The organism is Chryseobacterium sp. GTID13 (assembly GCF_056172655.1).
In genome coordinates this window covers 671,334-693,223 of sequence record NZ_JAOCMB010000005.1, presented here as the reverse complement: position 1 = coordinate 693,223, position 21,890 = coordinate 671,334, and the positions used below count along the sequence as shown (strand labels likewise).

The window sequence follows — 21,890 nt, the reverse complement described above, 5'->3', positions numbered from 1 at the left end:
CTAATGCATTAAAAATTATTTAAAAAAAGAGCTTCAATATTTCAGTTGTAAAAGCCTGAATCCTGATCTATTTTCGGGTAAAAGGCAAAGTGAAAAAATCAAGAGACCCGAAACTGCAGCAATCTTTTTCATATTTGATATTAATTCTTATTCTAAATGCAGGCTAATATAGTATTTTATCTAAAAAATGCGTATTTTTGCATCTTAAAATTTTTTAGTAAACAATGATAAAAATTACACTTCCAGACAATAGTGTCAAAGAATTCGAAGGAGCAGTTACTCCTTTAGATGTGGCAAAATCTATAAGCGAGGGATTGGCTAGAAATACCATTTCCGCAGTTGTAAACGGCAAACAAGTAGAAACGACCACACCTATAACCACGGATTCAACGGTACAGTTGTTAACATGGAATGATGATCTAGGTAAGAAAGCATTCTGGCATTCTTCTGCCCACTTGTTGGCGCAGGCTATCCTTGAATTTTATCCTGATGCTAAATTAACGATCGGACCTGCCATTGAAAACGGATTCTATTATGACGTAGATTTTGGGGACGAGAGTTTATCCGAAAAGGATTTTGAGAAGATTGAAAAGAGAGTTTTGGAAAATGCCAAAAAAGGTTCAACATTCTCTTTATACCCTGTTTCTAAAGAAGAAGCATTAAAAACCTATGCAGATAATCCTTACAAAGTGGAGCTTATCTCTAATCTTAATGATGGAGAGATCACTTTTGTAACTCATGATAATTTCACAGATTTATGCCGTGGAGGCCACATTCCAAATACAGGAATTGTGAAAGCCGTGAAAATTTTAAATGCAGCCGGAGCTTACTGGAGAGGAAATGAAAAGAATCCTCAGCTGACAAGAGTATACGGTATTTCTTTCCCTAAACAAAAAGAGCTTACTGAATATCTTGAAAGACTTGAAGAAGCCAAAAGAAGAGACCACAGAAAACTGGGTAAGGAGCTTGGAATTTTTGCCTTCTCTGAAAAAGTGGGTGCAGGTCTTCCTTTATGGCTTCCAAAAGGAACCGCTTTAAGAAAGAAATTGGAAAATTTCCTTAGTGATGCTCAGAAAAAAGGAGGTTATGAATTTGTAATGTCGCCACACATCGGGGCAAAAGAACTATATGTAACATCAGGACACTGGGACAAATACGGTGCAGACAGCTTCCAGCCTATCAAAACTCCTAACGAAGGAGAAGAATTCATGCTGAAGCCTATGAACTGCCCTCACCACTGTGAAATCTACAAAACTTCACAATGGAGCTACAGGGACCTTCCGAAAAGATATGCAGAATTCGGAACAGTATACAGATATGAGCAAAGTGGAGAACTTCACGGACTGACAAGAGTACGTGGATTTACCCAGGATGATGCCCACCTTTTCTGTACTCCGGATCAGCTGATGGAAGAATTTAAAAAGACCATCGATTTGGTTCTGTATGTCTTTGGTTCACTTGGATTTGCAGATTTTACCGCTCAGATTTCTTTAAGAGACCCTGAAAATACTGAAAAATACATCGGTACCGACGAGAACTGGGAAAAAGCGGAAACTGCCATTGTTACTGCAGCTAAAGAAAAAGGTTTAAATACCATTACAGAATACGGAGAGGCTGCTTTTTATGGCCCGAAACTGGACTTCATGGTGAAAGATGCTTTAGGAAGAAAATGGCAGCTTGGAACAATCCAGGTAGACTATAATTTACCGGAAAGATTTGACCTTCACTACATCGGAAGCGATAATGAGAAGCACAGACCGGTAATGATCCACAGAGCACCATTTGGTTCTATGGAGCGTTTTATTGCGATCCTTTTAGAAAATACAGCAGGAGATTTCCCGCTATGGCTGAGCCCGGATCAGTTCATTATTTTACCGATCAGTGAAAAATATGTAGATTATTCAAAAAAAGTTTCACAATTTTTGGAAAATCACGATATTAGCGGTCTGATTGACGACAGGAATGAGAAGACAGGGAAAAAGATCCGTGATGCGGAATTGAAGAAAATCCCATTCATGCTGGTTGTAGGTGAAAATGAAGAGAAGGAAGGCACAATTTCTGTAAGAAGACGTGGTGAAGGAGACCTTGGTGTCATGAGCATGGAAGATTTTGTTGCTTATTTTAAAAAGGAGGCAGCGATATAAAATTTAATTAAAAGATTAAAAAATTTAATGATTAAAAGATTGATTTACCCTTAGTAATTTTTCAATATTTTAATTCTTTAATCTTTTAATTTAAAATAAATTAGTAATTAACCAATAAAATTATAATACAATAGCACAAAGATTTAACAACAGGGGCCCACAGAGACGTCCGGTACAGGAGGACTTACACTTGATCAACGATAAAATTCGTGTGAGAGAGCTTCGTTTGGTGGGCGATAACGTAGAGCCAGGAGTTTATCCTATTGACAAAGCAAGACAGCTTGCCACAGAGCAGGAGCTTGATCTGGTAGTAATCTCCGATAAGGCTGAGCCTTTCATTGCAAGAATATTAGACTATAAGAAGTTTTTATACGAGCAAAAGAAAAAGCAGAAGGAACTAAAAGCCAAGCAGGTAAAAGTGGTTGTAAAAGAGATCCGTTTCGGACCTCAGACTGATGACCACGATTATGAATTTAAGAAGAAGCATGCTGAAAAGTTTCTTGAAGAAGGTTCAAAATTGAAAACCTACGTATTTTTTAAAGGACGTTCAATTATCTTCAAAGACCAGGGAGAAATATTACTTCTGAAACTTGCCCAGGAACTGGAGCACGTTGGAAAAGTAGATCAGCTTCCAAAACTTGAAGGAAAAAGAATGATCATGATGATGAGTCCTAAAAAACCAGCTAAATAGTTTTAACAGACGCAACGTCTGTTTCCGATCATATAAACCTCAAAATATTTTGAGGTTTTTTTGTTTTTAATTATTAAGTAATTATAACAAATAGTGAAAGCAATCTGAAAGCAATCAATTATGATAGCCTGCTCCTCCGGATTTCATATTTTTCGCAGCCCTGAATAAATAAAAGAATACCCAATGCCAATGGTCTGAACCTTAAACAGATCAGCTTGCAGTTTTATGTTACCGGAAAATCAGTATCGCTATATTTAAAATTTCTGGTATCTCCTTCCCTTCTGCTTTTTCCGTACACCTTTTAAAGAGGCAATAACGATTAATCGATATCTTTCTGGATTTTTTCAGGCAGTAATTAATTTTCTTACCCTATCTCCGAATGACCATGCAAAAAACCATTGATTATTAATTATATAGTCACTTAAAAGTGTCTTAATGTTAATTGAAAGATACTATTAATAAAGGATTATTTACATTTATTTAATCTTCAAATAGTGAATTAATAGTATTAATTATTATATTTGCAGCGTTAAATATAAATATACCCATGAAATTTAAATTACTGACTTTATTAAGTCTTCCGATGCTTCTTGCATCTTGCGCTCAGGATGATACTCTTGATAATGTGAATACAAATGTGCCAAGCGAAAAGCACAGCATTGCAGGTAAAAAGAGTGAATCCCGTATTTTGGATCTTACACGTTATACCCTTTTAAAGGAAAGCGTCAACCATCCTCAGATATTAGAAGCCGGACAAGCGATCAATATGGAGTACGGTGGCAGCAATTACAAATTTATCATGCAGACTGACAATAATCTTGTTCTGTACAGAGAAAGACCGGGTCGAACTGATGTAATCTGGCATTCCAATACCTACAGAAGCTCGGGTACTCCAAAGCTTATTGTACAGAACGATGGAAACATGGTGATTTACAGAGATGGAAACGCTCTTTGGAGTTCCAATACTGCAGTTAACTATTATGTAGCCAATCCACACGTTAAACTTCAGCTTTATTCAAGAACAGGGGCTGCCATTCCTTCAGGATTCAGAATCAAAGTTATTTTAGGTGGAAATAACGAAGAAAGAAACGATATCATCGTGGAAGACTTCTTATAATAAAAAATACTTTTAGTCTTAGCCGTTTCATTCAGAGACGGCTTTTTGTATGTATATCCGACAAAATCACAGATAATGAAAGTTCGGATTGATTTTTTTGTATCTTTGCAAACTGTAATTCCTCTGTATTGCAGGAATCAAGGACAAGATATTGATAACAAAACAATAAAAAAGCAGAACAATGCCAAAATTAAAAACGAAATCAGGTGCTAAAAAGCGTTTTAAACTTACCGGAACTGGTAAGATTAAAAGAAAGAATGCTTTCAAAAGCCACATCTTAACTAAGAAAGAAACTAAGCAGAAGAGAAATCTTACGCAGACTTCTTACGTAGCTTCTGTGGATGAGAAAAGTGTTCTACGTCAATTAGCCATTAAGTAGTTTTTATAAATCTATATTCGGTTTATAAGAATTCAAACAAATTCAACAATTTAACCCTGAAACGGTGCCACTAAGTGAATTTTTCATATAAATTAGAAAATTCCGCCCTTTTCAAAAAAACAATTTAAATTATGCCAAGATCAGTAAATGCAGTAGCTTCAAGAGCTCGCAGAAAGAAAATTATGAAGCAAGCTAAAGGTTTTTTCGGTAGAAGAAAGAACGTTTGGACTGTAGCTAAAAACGCGGTAGAAAAAGCAATGCAATATGCTTACCGTGGAAGAAAAGAGAAAAAGAGAAATTTCAGATCACTTTGGATCACGCGTATCAACGCTGGTGCAAGAGAGCACGGAATGTCTTACTCTCAGTTTATGGGAGCTCTTAAAAAGAACAACGTAGAGCTTAACAGAAAAGTTTTAGCAGATTTAGCAATGAATCACCCTGAAGCTTTCAAAGCAGTTGTAGATCAAGTAAAATAATGTAGAATTTTTTGTTATCAATATAATCCCGGGCTTTGCCCGGGATTTTTGTTTTCCGGAATATATTTTTTTCATTAAAAATCACAAATGATAGATTTATTTTCTCACATTTAAGCTAATTAGAAAAAATGAAGCTTCGCTAAAGATTTTTTCCATTTTGCATAAAATAAAATTGATTTTTATTATCTACATTTGTTGGATTATTAAATCTATAAAAACTTTAGTTAAAAGTGAAAAAAATATCAACTATTTTACTCCTTTCTTTATCAGCTTACTACCTTCATGGTCAGAATTTTATACAGGCCTACCAAACCCGGGTGAATAAAATATCCCAGGCTAATATTACAGCCAATCTTCAGGACTTCGCGAATCTTGGTGTAAAAACTACCGGCACTATAGAAAATACCAACGCATTGGAATGGCTTAAGGCTAAATATCAATCTTATGGATATACTGCAGGCCAGATTACAGAAGATACTTTTACCTATGGAGGCAATACTTCCAAAAATTTAATCGTAACCAAAACAGGAACCGTATATCCAGATACCTATGTGATCATTTGCGGGCATTACGACACGATAGTAGGCCCCGGAGTCAGTGATAATGGCAGCGGAACCTCTATTTTGCTGGAGGCAGCCAGAATTTTAAAAGATGTTCCTACGGAATATTCCGTGAAGTTTATTCATTTTTCAGGAGAGGAACAAGGACTTGTGGGAAGCAACCATTATGTAAATAATGTTGTTTTCCAGAATAACGCACGCCAGTTGAATCTGAAAGTGGTTTTCAATATCGACCAGGTAGGAGGAAAACTGGGGAATGTAAACAATAATATCAAGTGCGAAAGCGATCAGAGCGGGCAAAGCGGGAACAACGCAGCTTCATTGGCGATGACCCAGCAGCTGGCTACCTGCACTACCCTATACTCTCCGCTTCAGACGACAATGTCCAATGCATTCAATTCGGATTATATGCCTTTTGAAAACAGAGGGGATATCATTACAGGATTTTACGAAACAGTCAGAAGCTATAATGAACATACGGTAAACGATACTTTTGCCAATGTAGATCCTGTATATGTATTTAATGTGGGAAAAGCTGCTTTAGGAGCCTTACAGCACTTTGCAGTAGCTTCAGCGGTTACTCTGGCCACGGATGATGTTCAGGTTGAAAATCTATTAGAAACGGTTAAAATTTACCCAAACCCAGCGCGTGATGTGCTTCACATTGAAATGCCGAAGGATCATAAAAACTTTAAGGTAGAAATCAGCGATATGAACGGCCGGCTGATTTTAAATGCAGATAACGAAAAGAAAATGAATACCTCAGGCCTGGCAAACGGAACGTATATGGTTACTGTAAAATCTGATACCGACAGCATCACCAGAAAAATCATTATTGAAAAATAGCCACACACCAAACCAAAATATTTAATATGAAAAAATTCACCACCTTTTTGTGCACTGCATTAGCGGTAGGAACCGTCAGTGCCCAGACCCTCGTTCAGGCTTATAAGAACAGGGCGGATCTGGTTTCACAAACCAACATTACCAACAATCTTCAGGAGTTTTCCAATTTAGGGGTAAAAACCACTGGATCCGTGAATAACGCCAATACTTTAACCTGGCTTAAAAACAAGTACACCTCTTACGGATATTCCGCAAGCCAGATCGTGGAAGATCCTTTCACTTTCGGAAGTACAAGTTCCAGGAACCTGGTGATTACAAAGACGGGAACTCTTTATCCTGATAAATATGTAATCATCTGCGGGCATTATGATACCATTACCGGTCCCGGAACCAATGATAATGGAAGCGGAACATCGGTTATCCTGGAAGTTGCCCGGATTTTAAAAGATGTTCCTACAGAGTATTCCATCAAGTTTATCCATTTTTCCGGAGAGGAACAAGGCCTGTACGGAAGCTCCCATTATGCAAATAATGTTGCCTACCAAAGCGGTGTAAAAAAACTGGACATCAAATTGGTTTTCAATCTTGATCAGGTTGGAGGCAAATCAGGTAATACTAATACCAAGATCATCTGTGAAAGAGATACCGGCGGACAGTCAGGAAATAATGCCTCATCCAATACCATTACCCAGCAGCTGGCAACATGTACTACATTGTACTCTCCTCTCCAGACCAGCATTTCCAATGCGTATTCTTCAGACTACATGCCTTTTGAACAGAAAGGATATGTGATCACGGGCTTTTATGAATATACCAGAAGCTACACTGAACATACGGTAAATGATACTTTTGCCAATGTAGATCCTGTTTATGTGTTTAAAGTAGGTAAAGCTGCCGTGGGAGCAATGCAGCATTTTGCCACAGCAGCCACCAATATTACAGCTATTTCTACCTCAAAAGAAGTGCCTGTAACAACTCTGGAGTCTGTAAAAGTCTACCCGAACCCTGCAAAAGACGTATTAACCGTTGAGCTGCCGGATCCGGCCATAAAGAACTTTACTGTTGAAATTACCAATTTAAAGGGACTTTCCGTATTGAAGGAAGAAAATCAGGCACGGATCAATGTGTCACAGCTTGAAAATGGAATTTATTTATGCACTGTAACAACAGAAAGCGCAAGTATTACCCGGAAAATAATTATTGAAAAATAATTTAAATCATTAATTATAAAGGTAAATATTACTCTTAAAACACACCACAATCATAAAATAATTAAAATGAAAAAAACAATCGTAATGCTGCCTGTCTGTTTTGCAGCACTCAGCGGTAAAGCCCAGACTTTTATCCAGGCTTACCAGGACAGAGCCAACCTGGTTTCCCAGACCAATATTACAACAAACTTACAGCAGTTTTCCAATCTGGGTATTAAAACGACCGGTTCCGTAAAGAATGCCGAGGCATTGGCATGGATCAAAAACAAGTATATTTCTTACGGATATTCTGCCAGCCAGATCGTAGAAGATCCTTTTACATTTGGAAGTACAAGCTCAAAAAATCTGGTGATTACCAAAACAGGAACAGTTTATCCTAATAAATATGTCATTATCTGCGGGCATTTTGACAGTATTTACGGTCCGGGAGTCAATGATAACGGAAGCGGGACTTCCATTATTTTAGAGGCCGCGAGAATTTTGAGAAATGTTCCTACGGAGTATTCCATTAAGTTTATCCATTTCTCCGGCGAGGAGCAGGGATTGAGAGGAAGTACCCATTACGTCAATAATGTGGCTTACCAGAACGGAACAAGGGTTTTGGACATCAAGCTGGTATTCAATCTTGACCAGGTAGGCGGTGTTATGGGCAATAACAACAATACAGTATACTGCGATCAGGATCAAGCTGGTCCCACAAGCAATAATGCTGCTTCGGCAGCGGTAACTCAGCAGCTGAGAAACTGTACTGCCCTGTACTCTCCTCTTCAAACCGCTGTAGATCCCGCAGAAGATACAGATTATATACCGTTTGAAAGAAAAGGTGAAGTGATTACAGGCTTTTTTGAAAGAATAAGAAGTACCTATCCGCATTCTGCTGATGATACTTTTGCCAATACTGACCCGGTTTATATTTATAAAATCGGCAAAGCAACGGTGGGAGCCCTGCAGCATTTTGCAGTAGCCACTTCTTCGAATTCTATCGTATTGGGAGCAAAAGAAACGGCTTCCAACCAGTCTCTCGAAGCGGTATCCGTTTATCCTAATCCTTCTAAAGATACCATCAATATTGAGCTTCCTGTCGGCACAAGAAAAGATTTCAGCTTTGAAATTACAGATCTCTCAGGAAAATCTCTTCTTAAAACGGCTAACGAAAAGGCTGTTAATGTATCAAAGCTGGCTGAAGGGGCCTACATTGGAATTATACAATCCGACGGTCAGAAAGCTGTACGAAAAATCCTGATTGAAAGATAGTCTGATCAATCTATTCAAATGATAAGAGGATGTTTCAAAAGTGAAACATCCTCTTTTTATTACATCATATGCCTTGAATCATTTGTCCCTGCTTAGAAGAACCTGCTCAATGTCTTCCATAGAAAAACCTTTTGCTTTAAGCAGAATCAGGAAATGATACATAAGATCGGCAGCTTCGTTTTTGAAGAGATCATCATTGCTGTCTTTAGCTTCAATAACAAGTTCTACAGCTTCCTCTCCTACTTTCTGGGCCATTTTATTGATTCCTCTCTGGTAAAGGGAATATGTATATGAATTTTCCGTTTTTTTATCAATTCTTTCGGAGATTTTTGACTCCAGCTCATAGATAAAACCTTTGCTTTCCTTTTCACCAAAGCAGCTGAAGCTTCCGGTGTGGCAGACTGTGTTTGTAGGAACAGCCTGAATTAAAACCGTATCCTGATCACAATCTATACTTATATTCTTTACAGTCAGGAAATTACCGGATTCTTCCCCTTTTGTCCAAAGCCTGTTTTTGGAACGGCTGAAAAAAGTGACGATACCATCCTTTTTTGTCTTTTCAAAAGCCTCCTCATTCATATACCCAAGCATGAGCACCTGCTGCGTTCTGCTGTCTTGGATGATCACCGGAACAAGGCCGTTATTTTTGTTAAAATCTATTTTCATCGTACGGGTATTTTTTGAGTTTTTAAATATTGTTTCAATTCCTGAACAGGTACTTCATTAAAATGGAAAATACTGGCTGCTAAAGCCCCTGTTGCTTTTGTTTCACTGAATACTTTAATAAAATCATCTGCGCTTCCTGCTCCTCCTGAAGCAATCACAGGGATAGAAACAGCTTCCGAAACCAGCTTCGTGATGCGTAGATCGAAGCCGTTTTTTGTTCCGTCACCATCCATTGAGGTCAGCAGAATCTCTCCTGCTCCCAATGATGAAGCTTCTTTTGCCCAGTCTACGGTATTCAGGTTCGTGGCAAGCTTTCCGCCTCTTACATAGACAAGGTCTGAACCGTCTGTAAAACGCGTGTCAATAGCAACCACAACACACTGGCTTCCAAATTCTTTGGCAAGGTCACCAATCAACTGTGGATTTTTAACCGCAGAAGAATTGATGCTAATCTTATCTGCACCGGCTTCCAGAAGCTTTCGGACATCTTCCACAGAGGAAATTCCACCGCCTACGGTAAACGGGATGCTGAGCTGCCTGGCTATTTCTTTTACAAGATCTGCAAAGGTCTTCCTGTTTTCCAATGTCGCCGTAATATCCAGAAAAACAAGTTCGTCAGCACCTTCATGTTCATATTTTACCGCAAGCTCTACCGGATCTCCGGCATTTCGTAATCCTTCGAAATTAACTCCTTTTACGGTAGTTCCGTCTTTAATATCCAGACATGGAATGATTCTTTTTTAAGCATTTTCAATAAATTTCTGAAGTTGTGATAAACTTATTTTTCCTTCATAAATGGCTTTTCCGATAATGGTTCCCGAACATCCGATCTCTTTCATCCTGTATACGTCTTCAATGCATGAAATACCACCGCTCGCCGTAAGCTTTACTGAAGTTTTATCCAGTATTTCTTTATACAGGTCTGTGGACGGACCTTCCAGCATTCCATCTTTGGAAATATCTGTGCATATGGTCTGGCTGATGCCTTTTTCCTGATACTGAAGAAGAAAATCTATAATATCCAGGCTGCTTTCTTCCAGCCATCCGGATGTTTTGATTTTCCTGTTTTCGCAGTCAGCTCCTAAAATAATCCTGTCATTTCCATATTTCTGAACCATTTCCAGGCAGAATTCCGGGTCCTGTACGGCAATGCTTCCCAAAGTGATCTGTTTTGCTCCCGAATTAAAGGCTATATCTATATCATTCCCTGTTTTTAAACCACCTCCGAAATCAATATGAAGGGAAGTTTCTCTGGCTATACTTTCAAGAACTTTCTGGTTCACAATATGTCTGGATTTGGCACCATCCAGGTCTACAAGGTGAAGAAACCGGATTCCGAAACTTTCGAATTCTTTAGCGATCTCCACAGGGTTTTCGCTGTATATTTTTTGGGTAGAATAATCTCCTTTTGACAGACGGACACATTTTCCGTCAATGATATCAATTGCTGGAATAATCTTCATCACCTATAGTTTTATAAAGTTTTCTAATATTTTACTACCCGTCAGTCCCGATTTTTCAGGGTGAAACTGTACAGCAAAGAAATTGTCTTTCTGAAGCGAAGCACTGAACGGAAGAATATAATCACATACGGACACCGTAGACTCTGCCAGACCACAATAATAACTGTGGACAAAGTAAACATCACTATTCTCCTCAATCCCTGAAAAAAGTGGGGATTTAAGGCCTGAAATGGTATTCCATCCCATATGCGGAACAAGGTCTTCCGGCGGAAACTGCCTAACATCTACATCAAAAATTCCCATTCCTTTTGTATTTCCTTCTTCATTATTACCACACATCAGCTGCATTCCGAGACAAATTCCTAAAACCGGCTGCTTCAGACTGGGGATTAGCGCATTAAGACCCTTTTCTTCAAGTACTTTCATCGTTGATGAAGCTTCTCCCACGCCCGGAAATATTACTTTATCAGCTTTTATAATCAGCTCGGGATCATCCGTAATGATGGAATTAATATTGAGCCGGGCCAAAGCATTCTGGACAGAACTTACATTTCCTCCGTTGTATTTTATCAATGCGATCATGTTATAAACTTCCTTTGGTTGATGGTAAATTAAAACTGCCGTCCGACTGGTTCACCGCCATTTTAACAGCTTTTGCAAATGCTTTGAAAACCGCTTCTATTTTGTGGTGTTCATTATCTCCTTCCGCTTTGATGTTCAGATTGGATTTTGATGAATCTGTAAATGATTTGAAAAAGTGAAAGAACATTTCTGTAGGAACATCCCCTATTTTTCTCTTTTGAAATCAACCTCCCAAACGATCCAAGGCCTTCCTCCGAAATCAATGGCAGCCTGGGCCAGACAATCGTCCATCGGAAGCAAAAAGCCATATCTTTCAATCCCTTTTTTATTTCCTAATGCTTTTGAAAAGGCTTCACCTAAAGCAATTCCGGTATCTTCAATGGTATGGTGCTCATCCACCTTCAGGTCTCCGTTTACTTTAATTTTAAGATCAAGGTTTCCGTGTCTTGCAATCTGATCCAGCATGTGATCGAAAAAATGAAGACCGGTAGAAATTTCTGCAGCTCCTTTACCGTTCAGGTCTATTTCAATGTCTATTTCTGTTTCGTTGGTTTTTCTGTAGACCTTTGCCTTTCTTGATTCCTGCTTTAAAAAGCGATAAATTTCAGACCAATTTGTTGTAGTAAGCGCTGCTTTCTCATTAAAGCTTTCATTGATAAAAATAGCTTTAGTTCCCAAATTTTCAGCGAGTTGAACGTCTGTATTCCGATCACCGATTACATATGAATTTTCAAGATCATAATTTCCATAGATGTATTTTGAAAGCATGCCGATTCCCGGTTTTCTGGTAGGTAGGTTTTCATGCTCAAAACTTTTGTCAATCAGGATATCACTGAAAATGATTCCTTCGTTTTCGAAAGTTTTCAGCATTTTCTCCTGGGGCTTTATAAAATCTTCATAAGGAAAACTATCCGTCCCCAAACCATCCTGATTGGTGACCATTACCAGCTCGTAATCCATTTCTCTGGCAATTTTGGAAAGGTTCTGGAAAACTCCCGGATAAAACTCAAGTTTTTCCAGCGAATCTACCTGAAAATCTAAGGGCGGTTCTATGATCAAGGTTCCGTCACGGTCTATAAAAAGTACTTTTTTCATGATGCAATTGCTTTTAAAACATTGATTAATTTTTCGTTTTCTTCACGGCTTCCTACATTGATCCTTATGCAATCCTGAATTGCAGGCGACCTTTGGCTGGTCAGAATTTCCTTATCCAGCATTTTCTGATACACCGTCCGGGCATTATTGACTTTGATCAGGAAGAAATTGGCATCGGTAGGAAATACCCTGATAATGCATTCCATTTTTTAAATTCTTCTTCCAGCCAGGCTCTTTCCTGCAAAATGCTGTCAACATTATCCTTTAGCCTATTTTTATCATCCAAAAGGGTTAGAATAAGCTCCTGGCTTAAAGAATTAACGTTGTAAGGAGCCTTCACCGTATTGATGAAACGGATGATCTCTTCAGAAGCATAAGCAGCACCAACCCTTGCTCCTGCCGTTCCCCAGGCTTTAGAAAAAGTCTGCAGCACAATCAGGTTAGGATACTTATCCAGAAGTTCAATTGCTGATCTATTTTCTGAAAATTCAATGTAAGCTTCATCTATGACAACAATTCCGTCAAAATTCCGGATGAAAAATTCTATATCCTGTACACTGTTCCCGGTCGGGTTATTAGGAGAACAAAGGAAAAAAACTTTGATGTCGCGTTCCTGAGTAATCTTTAAAAAGTCATCTTTTACAATTTCAAAGTTTTCATCCAGGTTTAATTTTACAACTTCATTTTCATTCACCGCCGCGTAAAAAGCGTACATGGCAAATGAAGGGTTCATCATCAGAATGGTGTCTTTTTTAGGCTCACAGAAGATTTTTATGATCAGATCAATCAATTCATCGCTGCCGTTTCCCAAAGCGATCTGTGAAGGAGTTACCTTTTTAAGGTCTGCAAGCTTGCTTTTAAGCTTTTTCTGAGTTGAATCCGGATATCTGTTGAATTCCCCGAACGGACATTCATTAGCATCCAGAAGAACCGGGGATTTAAACTCACTGTTATCTCTGAAGCTGGTGTAAGGCTGTAAACTGAGTATATTTTTTCTAACTAAAGTATTGAGGTTGAATTCTTTCATTATCTTATTTTAATCGTATGGACACTGCATTTTTGTGGGCAATAAGACCTTCTGCTTCTGCCATTACTTCTATTGTTTTTCCTATTTTTTTCAAACCTTCTTTAGAAAGGTGCTGAAAGGTAATTTTTTTAACAAAACTGTCGAGGGAAACGCCGCTGTAGTTCCTTGCATAAGCATTAGTCGGCAAAGTATGATTAGTCCCGCTGGCATAATCTCCGGCACTTTCGCAGGAATAATTTCCCAGAAAAACCGATCCGGCATTGCTGATCTGTGGAATGTACTGCTCAAAATCTTCCAGGGCAAGGATAAGGTGTTCCGGAGCATACAAATTGCTGAATTCCAAAGCTTCTTCTATTGAATTCATCAAAACAAAAACACTGTGATCAAGGGCCTGTGTAGCCATTTCGTTTCTCGGAAGCTTCTTCACCTGTTTTTCAACGGCTTCAATGGTTTCACTGAAAATCCTGAAATCTGTGGTAATAAAAACTACCTGGCTGTCGCTTCCGTGCTCTGCCTGTGAGAGAAGATCCGCTGCACAGAATTCAGGAACAGCCTGGCTGTCTGCAATAACAAGCACTTCACTTGGACCGGCAGGCATATCGATGGCAACGCCGTAACGCTGTGCATATTCTTTGGCGGCAACAACATACTGGTTACCGGGTCCAAAAATTTTATACACCTTTGGAATACTTTCTGTTCCAACGCTCATAGCTGCGACGGCCTGTGCACCTCCGGTTTTAAATACCTTTGTAATCCCGCAAAGGTTTGCTGTAAACAGAATTGCAGGATTAATATTACCGCTGCTGTCCGGTGGTGTACAAAGGATTATTTCCTGGCATCCTGCCAAATTTGCAGGCACAGCGAGCATCAGCACGGTAGAGAATAAAGGAGCAGTCCCACCCGGAATGTAGATCCCTACTTTTTCAACGGCACGGTTTTCTCTCCAGCAGGTTACTCCTTTTACAGTCTCTATTTTTTCTGTTTCTGCCAGTTGTGCACTGTGAAATTTAGCTATATTTTCTTTGGCCTGTTGAATGGCTTTCTTTAAATCTTCAGAAATTTTGTCTGCCGCATTCTCCAATTCTTCCTCAGAAACTACAATCTGCGGTGTTACCGCCTTATCAAATTTTTTGTTGAATTCTATAAGTGCACTGTCTCCCTGTTTTTCAACGGCATCAAATATATTCTTAATAAGTCCGGATATTTCTTTCTGCTCAATGACAGGGCGTTTTACGAGATCCGGCCATGCATTCCGTTCTGGATATCTGTATATTTTCATAATTAAATCACCATTTTATCGATTGGAATAATGAGTATGTCCTGCGCTCCGTTTTCTTTCAGTTCATCAATGACGTCCCAAAATCTTACTTCATCTATTACTGAATGAATGCTGCTCCATCCTTTTTCGGCCAAAGGAATAACGGTTGGACTTTTCAGTACCGGAAGCACTGAAGCAATGTCACTGATCTTTTCATCAGGAACATTCATCAGGATATATTTTGAGTTTTTCGCTTTTAAAACAGACTTGATTCTGAACAGAAATTTATCCAAAATAGCTTCCTTCTGAGCATCGAGCACGGATGTTTTTGCAAGAACAGCTTCTGATTTAAGAATGGTAACCGTTTCTCTCAACCCGTTTTTAAATAAGGTGCTTCCAGAGCTTACAATATCACAGATCCCGTCTGCAAGGCCAATATTCGGAGCAATTTCAACGGAACCGGAAATAATGTGGATATCGGAAACGATCCCTTTTTTATCAAGGAAATTTCTAAGGGTGTTGGGATAGGAAGTGGCAATCTTTTTACCCTGAAAGTAAGAAAGATCGTCGGTTTCCACTTCTTTGGGAACGGCTAGGGAAACCCGGCATTTTGAAAATCCAAGTTTCTCAACAATCCTGATGTTTTTCTGTTTTTCTTCTAAAAGGTTTTCTCCTACGATAGCAATATCTACCACTCCGTCTTCCAGATACTGCGGAATATCCGAGTTTCTGAGGTACATGATCTCCATCGGGAAGTTGTCTACGGAAACCTTGAGCTGGTCTTTACCGTTGTTGACGAAAATACCGCAGTCTTTGAGGAGCTGTAAGGAATCTTCGTAAAGCCTGCCGCTTTTCTGAATCGCAATTTTTAATTTACTCATTGTATTATTTTAAGATAAATCTGAGCAAATAAAAACTGATCTGTTGAAGATTCCGGGAAGAATTCAGGAAACAAAAAAACCGTCTATTTACTCAGACGGTTTTTAATTATTTTGATTTTAACACATGTTTATATCAATCAGTTCCGTCTTAGCAGAGATGATGATAGTAATGATGAAGTGTTAAAAAATTCGGTATCATTGTTTTGAATTGTGGTACAAATGTAGGGTTTATTTTTAAACTGCAAAGTTTTTTTACAGATTTTTTTTGTAGAGCTCCATTAATTGTGCTGCAATAGGTTCGTCATTAAATTTCTGAACAAACTCAAAACTCTTTTCTGCACGGCGTTTCCTTTCGGATTCATTTTCCCAGAGGAATTTTATTTTAGCTCCTATATCAACGTAATTGTTAGGATCAATATAAACAGAGTCTTTTCCACCCGCTTCCGGCAGGCAACTGGTATTGCTGGTGATCGTTGCTGTTTTTGAGAAAAGTGCTTCTATTACCGGGATTCCAAAGCCTTCGAAAAAGCTAGGATACACGAAAACATCTGCCAGCTTGTAGATCACAGCCAGCTCATCCATAGAAACTCCTTCAAGGAAAAGTACTTGCTTTTCCATTTTATTTTTTTTGATAAAAGCTTCTACTTTTTTGTAGTAATTGGTTTTTCTTCCTACCACCAATAAAGGAATTTCAGTTCCGCTGATGCCCTTAACTATATTTAAAAGGTTTTTCCTGGCTTCAATGGTTCCAACGTTTAGAATATAGCGTTCCGGAAGGTTAAATTTTTCTTTTACAGCCTGGATAACATCATCTGACTGCTGTTCTTTAAAAGCTTTGTGGCATCCCTGGTAAATGACCTCTATTTTATTTTCGGGAACTTTCAGATAAGTGATGATATCTTTTTTGGTCTGTTCCGAAATAGCAATGATTTTATCGGCAGAAATAGCTGCTTTTTTAAATTTCCACAAGTGAATCTTCCGGTCAAAGAAAGAATAATACTGCGGATATCTCATGAAGATCAGATCATGGATCGTCACAATCTTTCTGATAGGTTGTTTACCCCATTTCAAAGGCAGTTCACCGGAAAGGCCGTGAAATATCTGTGCCCCTTCCTTCTGTGCATCTTTTCCCATTTTAAGCTGCCGGGAAAGGCTTCCTTTTGAAGTTTGTACAAATTTCACATTGGGTTGCTCCAGAATTTCTCTGCCTCTTTCCGAACTGTTTTTATTCAGCAGTAGGTATTCGTTTTCAGGATAATACCGGGAAAGAATCCTGACAAGGTCCCTGGAATAATTGCCCAATCCGGACGTATTGTGAAAAAAACGTTTTGCATCGAAGGCAATTTTCATATCAGAGTTTTTAATAAGCTTAATGGTTTAAAGGTATAAATAAAATAAACCCTAAATGAATATTCAGGGTTTATTGTATAAATTTTAAAATGAAACTTTAAAATTTAAAGAAAACATAGCTTATACAGCTACATTATTCTCTCTTAAAGCATCATTAAGAGATGTTTTCTTATCTGTAGATTCTTTTCTCTGGCCAATAATCAATGCACATGGAACCTGATATTCTCCTGCAGGATACTGTTTTGTATAGCTTCCGGGGATTACCACTGAACGTGCAGGAACTCTTCCTTTGATCTCAACCGGCTGATCTCCCGTAACGTCGATAATTTTTGTAGAAGCAGTCAATACTACATTGGCACCCAAAACAGCTTCTTTTTCTACGTGAACACCTTCTACTACGATACATCTTGAACCGATGAAACAGTCATCCTCAATGATTACAGGAGCTGCCTGTAACGGCTCCAATACACCACCGATACCTACACCACCACTCAGGTGAACGTTTTTACCGATCTGTGCACAGCTTCCTACTGTAGCCCAGGTATCCACCATGGTTCCTGAATCCACATAAGCACCGATATTCACATAAGATGGCATCATAATCACTCCTGAAGCCACAAAAGATCCTTCTCTTGCGATGGCATGCGGTACAACTCTTACTCCTTTTTCAGCATAGTTTCTCTTCAAAGGAATTTTGTCATGAAATTCAAACGGACCTACTTCAATGGTTTCCATTTTCTGGATCGGGAAATACATTACTACAGCTTTCTTCACCCATTCATTCACCTGCCATCCGTTTTCCGTAGGCTCAGCAACACGAAGTTCTCCGGAGTCCAATAAAGAAATAACTTCTCTTATCGCCTTCTGGCTGTCTTCATTCTGTAATAAATCTCTATTATCCCAAATGTTTTCAATTGTTTGTTGTAACGACATGTTTCTTGTTTAAATTAATTTGAAAATTATTCGCGCCAAAGATACAAAAAAGTTCAGCAAAACAGTTTTATCCTGTATGCTTTTAATGTCGTAGGCTGTCCATGCATTTAAGGATTGCAGAACTAAAGAAAATTTTTACAGCCAATTTCCGGATGAAGAGAATAATAAGTTATTATAATAATTTACAGCACTCTCTGGGCATGAAGGTAAGCTTTGTTCCAGTATTTTTCGTTTAATGAAGAAATAATGACTCCTTTTGAAGTGGAAGCATGGATGAATTTTACTTCTCCATCTGCTCCGATATCATGAACGATTCCTACATGAGAAACCCTGCTTCCTCCGGCTGTGGCAAAAAGAGGAGATCGCCGGGCTTTACTTCCTTAATGTCAATTTTTTTACCGGCGTCGGCCTGATCTGCAGATCTGCGTGGAAGGGAAAAATCATTTTCTTCAAAAACTTTTACGGTAAAACCGGAACAGTCAAAACCTGATGAGCTGTTTCCCCCGAATTTATAGGGTGTTCCGAGATATTTCTCAGCATCTTTCAGAATATCACTGACTGACCTGGAAATATTTCCATCAAATTTAGAATCCAGTTTTCTGAGGTTTTCAGCTTTTGCAACGGTTTTGGTTGCAGTCTTTTTTTGGAAGATACATTTTTTGATGATCCGCAGGAAACTGCAATAACTGAGGCCATCATCAGAACGGAAAGCTGCTTTATCCTTAAGTTTTTTTCAAATAATCCCGGTATCATAGTCATCTGATTTTAAATGAAGTAACTAATTGTGTGACAAATATACATTTTATATTTTAATTATACTAAAACTATACTACAACTATATAATAAATATATGTTAAAATTAGGATTTCTTATATTTATTAGTATATTTGAATCCAATTTGGTGATATGGCAACGTATGAAAGTTTAATAAAGATCAAAGGCAGTGTAGGCGATCTGGTTTTTTACAGCCTGAACGGAAAGAATGTGGTTCGTAAAAAGAGCGGATTCAATAAAACTGCTTTCAAAAAAAGCCCTTCTTATGAAAAGGTAAGGCAGAACAGTTCTGAGTTTGGGCACTGTTCAAAAGCAGGAAAGACGATACGCGGCTGTATTGAAAATTATATCCGGGAAGCTGGCGAACCTCTACTCTACCAAAGGTTTGCAAAGCTGATGACCACTATCAAGGATTTTGACACTGTTTCAGAGAAGGGGAAAAGAACTGTACAAAACGGGCTTACTACTGAGGAAGGGATGCACCTTCTTAAAGAATTCAAATTTGGAGAAAAGGAAAATTTCAGTGCCGGAACTTATATTTCCGGAGAAAACGAAGATATTACCCTGAATCTGGATGACCGGCTTTCAGCGGATGAATTAATTGTAGTTCGTATACATGCTGATCTGGATGCATACACTGCTGAATTTTTTGAAGATAAAATTCCCATAAAAAATGAAAAAGAAATTCTTTTGAAAAAGCAATTTCAGGACGGTAAACCCCTGCTATACTTTTTAGTGCTTAAGAATAAGGAAAAGATTACCCACATGGGGTTTATTTAAAATAAGAAAGCCTGCAGATGAATCTGCAGGCTTTCTGTTTTATTTTTTATCTCCTGTCCAGGTGCCGTATCTTGCGGGGGTAGGAACAGCGTTTGACCAGTTTCCGTTTCCTTTTTATCTCTTGAAAGGGTGCCTTTGAATTCGCCATCATCAGGTAGTCCGACTACAGCGGTAAGATCTCCGGTTTCGGTTAAATTCCCGGAAATATTATAATTTTCATCATTGACTGTAGAGTGCATGGTACCTGTTACTTTACCGTCGCTGGCTACCACAAGATTCCAGGTTCCATCGTCGCTTCCTGTGTATTTGCCTGACCATGTTCCTATATAATCATAAATAGTATCGTCATCAGAGCTGCATCCGATAAATAAAAAAGCTGTTAAAAGAAGTAAAAAAAGTTTCTTCATAGTTTCTAATAGTTTATAAGCTAATCAAATTTTATTGTTGTTTATTCATCTCTACTTAAAAAATAGAAGACTGAATCATTTATTTTTTGCCTTGTTCCGTGCAAATCTACTAATTTTTTTCATTCAGATTATCTGAATTTTAATCAGGTGATTATATTTTTATGAATTAGTGCCTTATTTTGGCTAAAATACAATTATTTACTAAAGAGAAACAAGCAATTTTACTGTATTTCAGTAAAAGTATTTTACAAACCGCTTCATTTATATATTTTACAGATGTACTATGTTTATTTTTTCTTTGTTTAATGAAAATTCAGATAATCAAATCATTTAAATTGAATTTAAAATACAAATTATTTTCGCATTTATAAATATTTCTTACTTTAGTGAAAAATATAAAATTTTACTAAAACCTTAATTAATACCATGAAAACGAGACTATTTATTTCCCTTACAGTTATTTTATTCAATAACGCATATTCTCAGGTAGGGATTAACACTTCCACCCCATCCCATACTTTAGATGTGAACGGACCTGCCAGAGTAAGAGCATTGGCCAATACCGAAAGGAAAATTGTTGCCGCCGATGAGCAGGGAGTTTTGATCTTAATTTCACCTGAAGAAGTCTTTTCTCCCAAGGCATTGCTGAATACTTCCACATCAGCCGCGGAACAAAGGCTTACCGTTTACGAAGGAAAATGTTTCCAGCCCGCTGATAATGCGTCTTCCTGTACGGTGAACGTTAACCACTACAGTTCCTGTGCAGGCTTCACAAGGGCTGTAGATACCCAGATTGTGGTAGGCCAAACCATCAATACGGTGAACGGACAGTTTTTGGGAACCTGGTCTGCCCGTTTTATTGATAATAAAGGTTATGTGGGAGGAGCAACAGCTGCTGAACAGGTTGCTCCTGATTATCCGAGGATCTCCTATCCTGCTGCCAATACAGCCAATTATTTAGGCAGCGGATCTTTTTCCGGACAGTGTAATGCGGACCTGACAACAACCATCAACCAGGTGACCGGTGATATCAAAGTGGAATCTGTGAAAAGAAGTATGTTTGCCCATCTTGTTTACCTCTTGTCTATATCTCGTTCAAAGAGTAATTAAATAAATATTCATAAAATTAGCCACATGTAATTAATGTGGCTAATTGTCTTAAAGATTACCCTTTATCCAAATACAATCTGGTGATATTTTTAAATGGAAAATGATAGGTTCGGTGAAAAAATTTATACATATTACTATATTCAGCAAACCTATGCTTATAGACAATTTCTTTTATCATCAGCTTTGAAAACATGAGGTCTTCCACTACATCCATCATTTTCAGTTTAATTGTAAAATCATAGAAAGTAGTCCCGAAATACTGCCGGCAATCTTTTTGAAACTGCTGATAGCTTAAATTATTAATCTTACTCAGACTCCTTATATTAACAGACGGATCTGATTTAAATTTTAAAAGGATATTATCCAGGTAATTTAAATTGTGGGTACTGAAATTAATCTGCCTTGTATTAAGTGCAAATTCATATAAAAAGCTTTGTGCTGTTTTGGCTGAATGATCAACTAAACAAATCCCGAATATTGTGGAAATATCTGAAAAACTGCTGTAAAAATTCAAATGTAACGGAATAAAACTATATCCTGAACCTGAGCTTTTATCAAGCGCAGATGCTATTACTTCGTTCAGATAAGAAACAACTTTCTTATTTAACTGCACATTGCTTAATCCATTATCAGGATCATGCCTCTGTATTTTCCGTACAGAGTATAAAAAATCATGCGGCAAAACATCAAGAGCCTTGAATAGGGCAATATGGGTTTCTATAACCACATCAGTATAACCACTCACCTGTTTTTCAAGCAAGTGATCATGGTTTTTACTATTGGATAAAAATTCAGATAATAATTGTATTGCCTTATTGACTCTTCGCTCAATCAGAGAAAGGAGTTTGACATTCATAATTGTTTGTTTTCATAGTTAGGTTTAGTT

At 38.1% G+C, this 21,890-nt stretch carries 24 protein-coding genes and 1 pseudogene; 10 read left to right on the top strand and 15 right to left on the bottom strand.

Features of this window, described 5'->3' with window-relative positions; genetic code table 11:
- Positions 1-224: 224 nt before the first annotated feature.
- The 8 genes from thrS to N4G44_RS09255 all read left to right on the top strand — a co-directional run bounded on the left by thrS (position 225) and on the right by N4G44_RS09255 (position 8,678).
- Positions 225-2,144 (top strand): threonine--tRNA ligase, encoded by a 1,920-nt coding sequence (thrS, locus tag N4G44_RS09290; protein WP_474926201.1) that lies wholly within the window; start codon positions 225-227, stop codon positions 2,142-2,144.
- A gap of 190 nt (positions 2,145-2,334) precedes the next feature.
- Positions 2,335-2,835: a translation initiation factor IF-3 gene (gene infC, locus N4G44_RS09285; protein WP_172617123.1), complete on the top strand. Its 501-nt coding sequence runs from the start codon at positions 2,335-2,337 to the stop codon at positions 2,833-2,835.
- A 547-nt stretch (positions 2,836-3,382) separates the two neighbouring features.
- On the top strand, positions 3,383-3,952 hold the full coding sequence (locus N4G44_RS09280) for a hypothetical protein (RefSeq protein ID WP_474926200.1): 570 nt from the start codon (positions 3,383-3,385) through the stop codon (positions 3,950-3,952).
- 181 nt (positions 3,953-4,133) lie between these two features.
- Positions 4,134-4,331: a 50S ribosomal protein L35 gene (rpmI, locus tag N4G44_RS09275; protein ID WP_040995266.1), complete on the top strand. Its 198-nt coding sequence runs from the start codon at positions 4,134-4,136 to the stop codon at positions 4,329-4,331.
- 131 nt (positions 4,332-4,462) lie between these two features.
- Positions 4,463-4,807 (top strand): 50S ribosomal protein L20, encoded by a 345-nt coding sequence (gene rplT / locus N4G44_RS09270; protein ID WP_040995267.1) that lies wholly within the window; start codon positions 4,463-4,465, stop codon positions 4,805-4,807.
- A gap of 230 nt (positions 4,808-5,037) precedes the next feature.
- Positions 5,038-6,213, top strand: coding sequence for a M28 family peptidase (locus N4G44_RS09265; RefSeq protein ID WP_474926197.1), 1,176 nt, complete (start codon positions 5,038-5,040; stop codon positions 6,211-6,213).
- A gap of 26 nt (positions 6,214-6,239) precedes the next feature.
- On the top strand, positions 6,240-7,424 hold the full coding sequence (locus N4G44_RS09260) for a M28 family peptidase (RefSeq protein ID WP_474926195.1): 1,185 nt from the start codon (positions 6,240-6,242) through the stop codon (positions 7,422-7,424).
- 66 nt (positions 7,425-7,490) lie between these two features.
- Positions 7,491-8,678, top strand: a complete 1,188-nt coding sequence (locus N4G44_RS09255; protein ID WP_474926193.1) for a M28 family peptidase — start codon at positions 7,491-7,493, stop codon at positions 8,676-8,678.
- 78 nt (positions 8,679-8,756) lie between these two features.
- Here the strand turns inward: N4G44_RS09255 and hisIE are convergent, their stop codons facing one another.
- The 13 genes and pseudogenes from hisIE to N4G44_RS09190 all read right to left on the bottom strand — a co-directional run bounded on the left by hisIE (position 8,757) and on the right by N4G44_RS09190 (position 18,480).
- On the bottom strand, positions 8,757-9,344 hold the full coding sequence (gene hisIE / locus N4G44_RS09250; RefSeq protein WP_474926190.1) for a bifunctional phosphoribosyl-AMP cyclohydrolase/phosphoribosyl-ATP diphosphatase HisIE: 588 nt from the start codon (positions 9,342-9,344) through the stop codon (positions 8,757-8,759).
- Positions 9,341-10,078 carry an imidazole glycerol phosphate synthase subunit HisF gene (gene hisF, locus N4G44_RS09245; protein WP_474928317.1) on the bottom strand — a complete coding sequence of 246 codons (738 nt, stop codon included), beginning with the start codon at positions 10,076-10,078 and terminating at the stop codon, positions 9,341-9,343. Before hisF ends, hisIE begins: the two co-directional genes overlap by 4 nt.
- A 6-nt stretch (positions 10,079-10,084) precedes the next feature.
- Positions 10,085-10,807, bottom strand: a complete 723-nt coding sequence (hisA, locus tag N4G44_RS09240) for a 1-(5-phosphoribosyl)-5-[(5-phosphoribosylamino)methylideneamino]imidazole-4-carboxamide isomerase (RefSeq protein WP_474926188.1) — start codon at positions 10,805-10,807, stop codon at positions 10,085-10,087.
- A 3-nt stretch (positions 10,808-10,810) separates the two neighbouring features.
- On the bottom strand, positions 10,811-11,389 hold the full coding sequence (gene hisH, locus N4G44_RS09235; protein ID WP_474926186.1) for an imidazole glycerol phosphate synthase subunit HisH: 579 nt from the start codon (positions 11,387-11,389) through the stop codon (positions 10,811-10,813).
- A 1-nt stretch (position 11,390) separates the two neighbouring features.
- A pseudogene (gene hisB, locus N4G44_RS09230) lies at positions 11,391-12,484 on the bottom strand (bifunctional histidinol-phosphatase/imidazoleglycerol-phosphate dehydratase HisB).
- Entirely contained in the window at positions 12,481-12,690 is a 210-nt protein-coding gene (locus N4G44_RS09225) for a hypothetical protein (RefSeq protein WP_474926185.1), read from the bottom strand. Before N4G44_RS09225 ends, hisB begins: the two are co-directional and overlap by 4 nt.
- The gene (locus N4G44_RS09220; protein ID WP_474926183.1) at positions 12,642-13,511 is read right to left on the bottom strand and encodes an aminotransferase class I/II-fold pyridoxal phosphate-dependent enzyme; all 870 of its coding nucleotides are present in this window, start codon (positions 13,509-13,511) and stop codon (positions 12,642-12,644) included. The genes N4G44_RS09225 and N4G44_RS09220 overlap by 49 nt, the downstream gene beginning before the upstream one ends.
- Positions 13,512-13,515: 4 nt before the next feature.
- Positions 13,516-14,790: a histidinol dehydrogenase gene (gene hisD / locus N4G44_RS09215; RefSeq protein ID WP_474926181.1), complete on the bottom strand. Its 1,275-nt coding sequence runs from the start codon at positions 14,788-14,790 to the stop codon at positions 13,516-13,518.
- Positions 14,791-14,792: 2 nt separating this feature from the next.
- Positions 14,793-15,650: an ATP phosphoribosyltransferase gene (gene hisG / locus N4G44_RS09210; protein ID WP_474926180.1), complete on the bottom strand. Its 858-nt coding sequence runs from the start codon at positions 15,648-15,650 to the stop codon at positions 14,793-14,795.
- A 252-nt stretch (positions 15,651-15,902) separates the two neighbouring features.
- Positions 15,903-17,000, bottom strand: a complete 1,098-nt coding sequence (locus N4G44_RS09205; protein WP_474926179.1) for a glycosyltransferase family 4 protein — start codon at positions 16,998-17,000, stop codon at positions 15,903-15,905.
- 120 nt (positions 17,001-17,120) lie between these two features.
- On the bottom strand, positions 17,121-17,933 hold the full coding sequence (locus tag N4G44_RS09200; protein ID WP_040995292.1) for a 2,3,4,5-tetrahydropyridine-2,6-dicarboxylate N-succinyltransferase: 813 nt from the start codon (positions 17,931-17,933) through the stop codon (positions 17,121-17,123).
- A gap of 182 nt (positions 17,934-18,115) precedes the next feature.
- Positions 18,116-18,235, bottom strand: a complete 120-nt coding sequence (locus N4G44_RS09195) for an NlpC/P60 family protein (RefSeq protein WP_474928316.1) — start codon at positions 18,233-18,235, stop codon at positions 18,116-18,118.
- Between the two features lie 14 nt (positions 18,236-18,249).
- A complete protein-coding gene (locus tag N4G44_RS09190; RefSeq protein ID WP_474928315.1) occupies positions 18,250-18,480 on the bottom strand; it encodes a C40 family peptidase in 231 nt (76 codons plus the stop codon).
- Positions 18,481-18,839: 359 nt separating this feature from the next.
- Here N4G44_RS09190 and N4G44_RS09185 point away from each other — a divergent pair, with 359 nt between their 5' ends.
- A complete protein-coding gene (locus tag N4G44_RS09185; RefSeq protein WP_474926176.1) occupies positions 18,840-19,487 on the top strand; it encodes a hypothetical protein in 648 nt (215 codons plus the stop codon).
- Here the strand turns inward: N4G44_RS09185 and N4G44_RS09180 are convergent.
- On the bottom strand, positions 19,484-19,894 hold the full coding sequence (locus N4G44_RS09180) for a hypothetical protein (RefSeq protein WP_474926175.1): 411 nt from the start codon (positions 19,892-19,894) through the stop codon (positions 19,484-19,486). The genes N4G44_RS09185 and N4G44_RS09180 overlap by 4 nt on opposite strands.
- A 426-nt stretch (positions 19,895-20,320) precedes the next feature.
- Here N4G44_RS09180 and N4G44_RS09175 point away from each other — a divergent pair, with 426 nt between their 5' ends.
- Positions 20,321-21,004: a hypothetical protein gene (locus tag N4G44_RS09175; protein ID WP_474926174.1), complete on the top strand. Its 684-nt coding sequence runs from the start codon at positions 20,321-20,323 to the stop codon at positions 21,002-21,004.
- A 55-nt stretch (positions 21,005-21,059) separates the two neighbouring features.
- Here the strand turns inward: N4G44_RS09175 and N4G44_RS09170 are convergent, their stop codons facing one another.
- Positions 21,060-21,860 carry an AraC family transcriptional regulator gene (locus N4G44_RS09170; protein WP_474926171.1) on the bottom strand — a complete coding sequence of 267 codons (801 nt, stop codon included), beginning with the start codon at positions 21,858-21,860 and terminating at the stop codon, positions 21,060-21,062.
- Between the last annotated feature and the right edge of the window lie 30 nt (positions 21,861-21,890).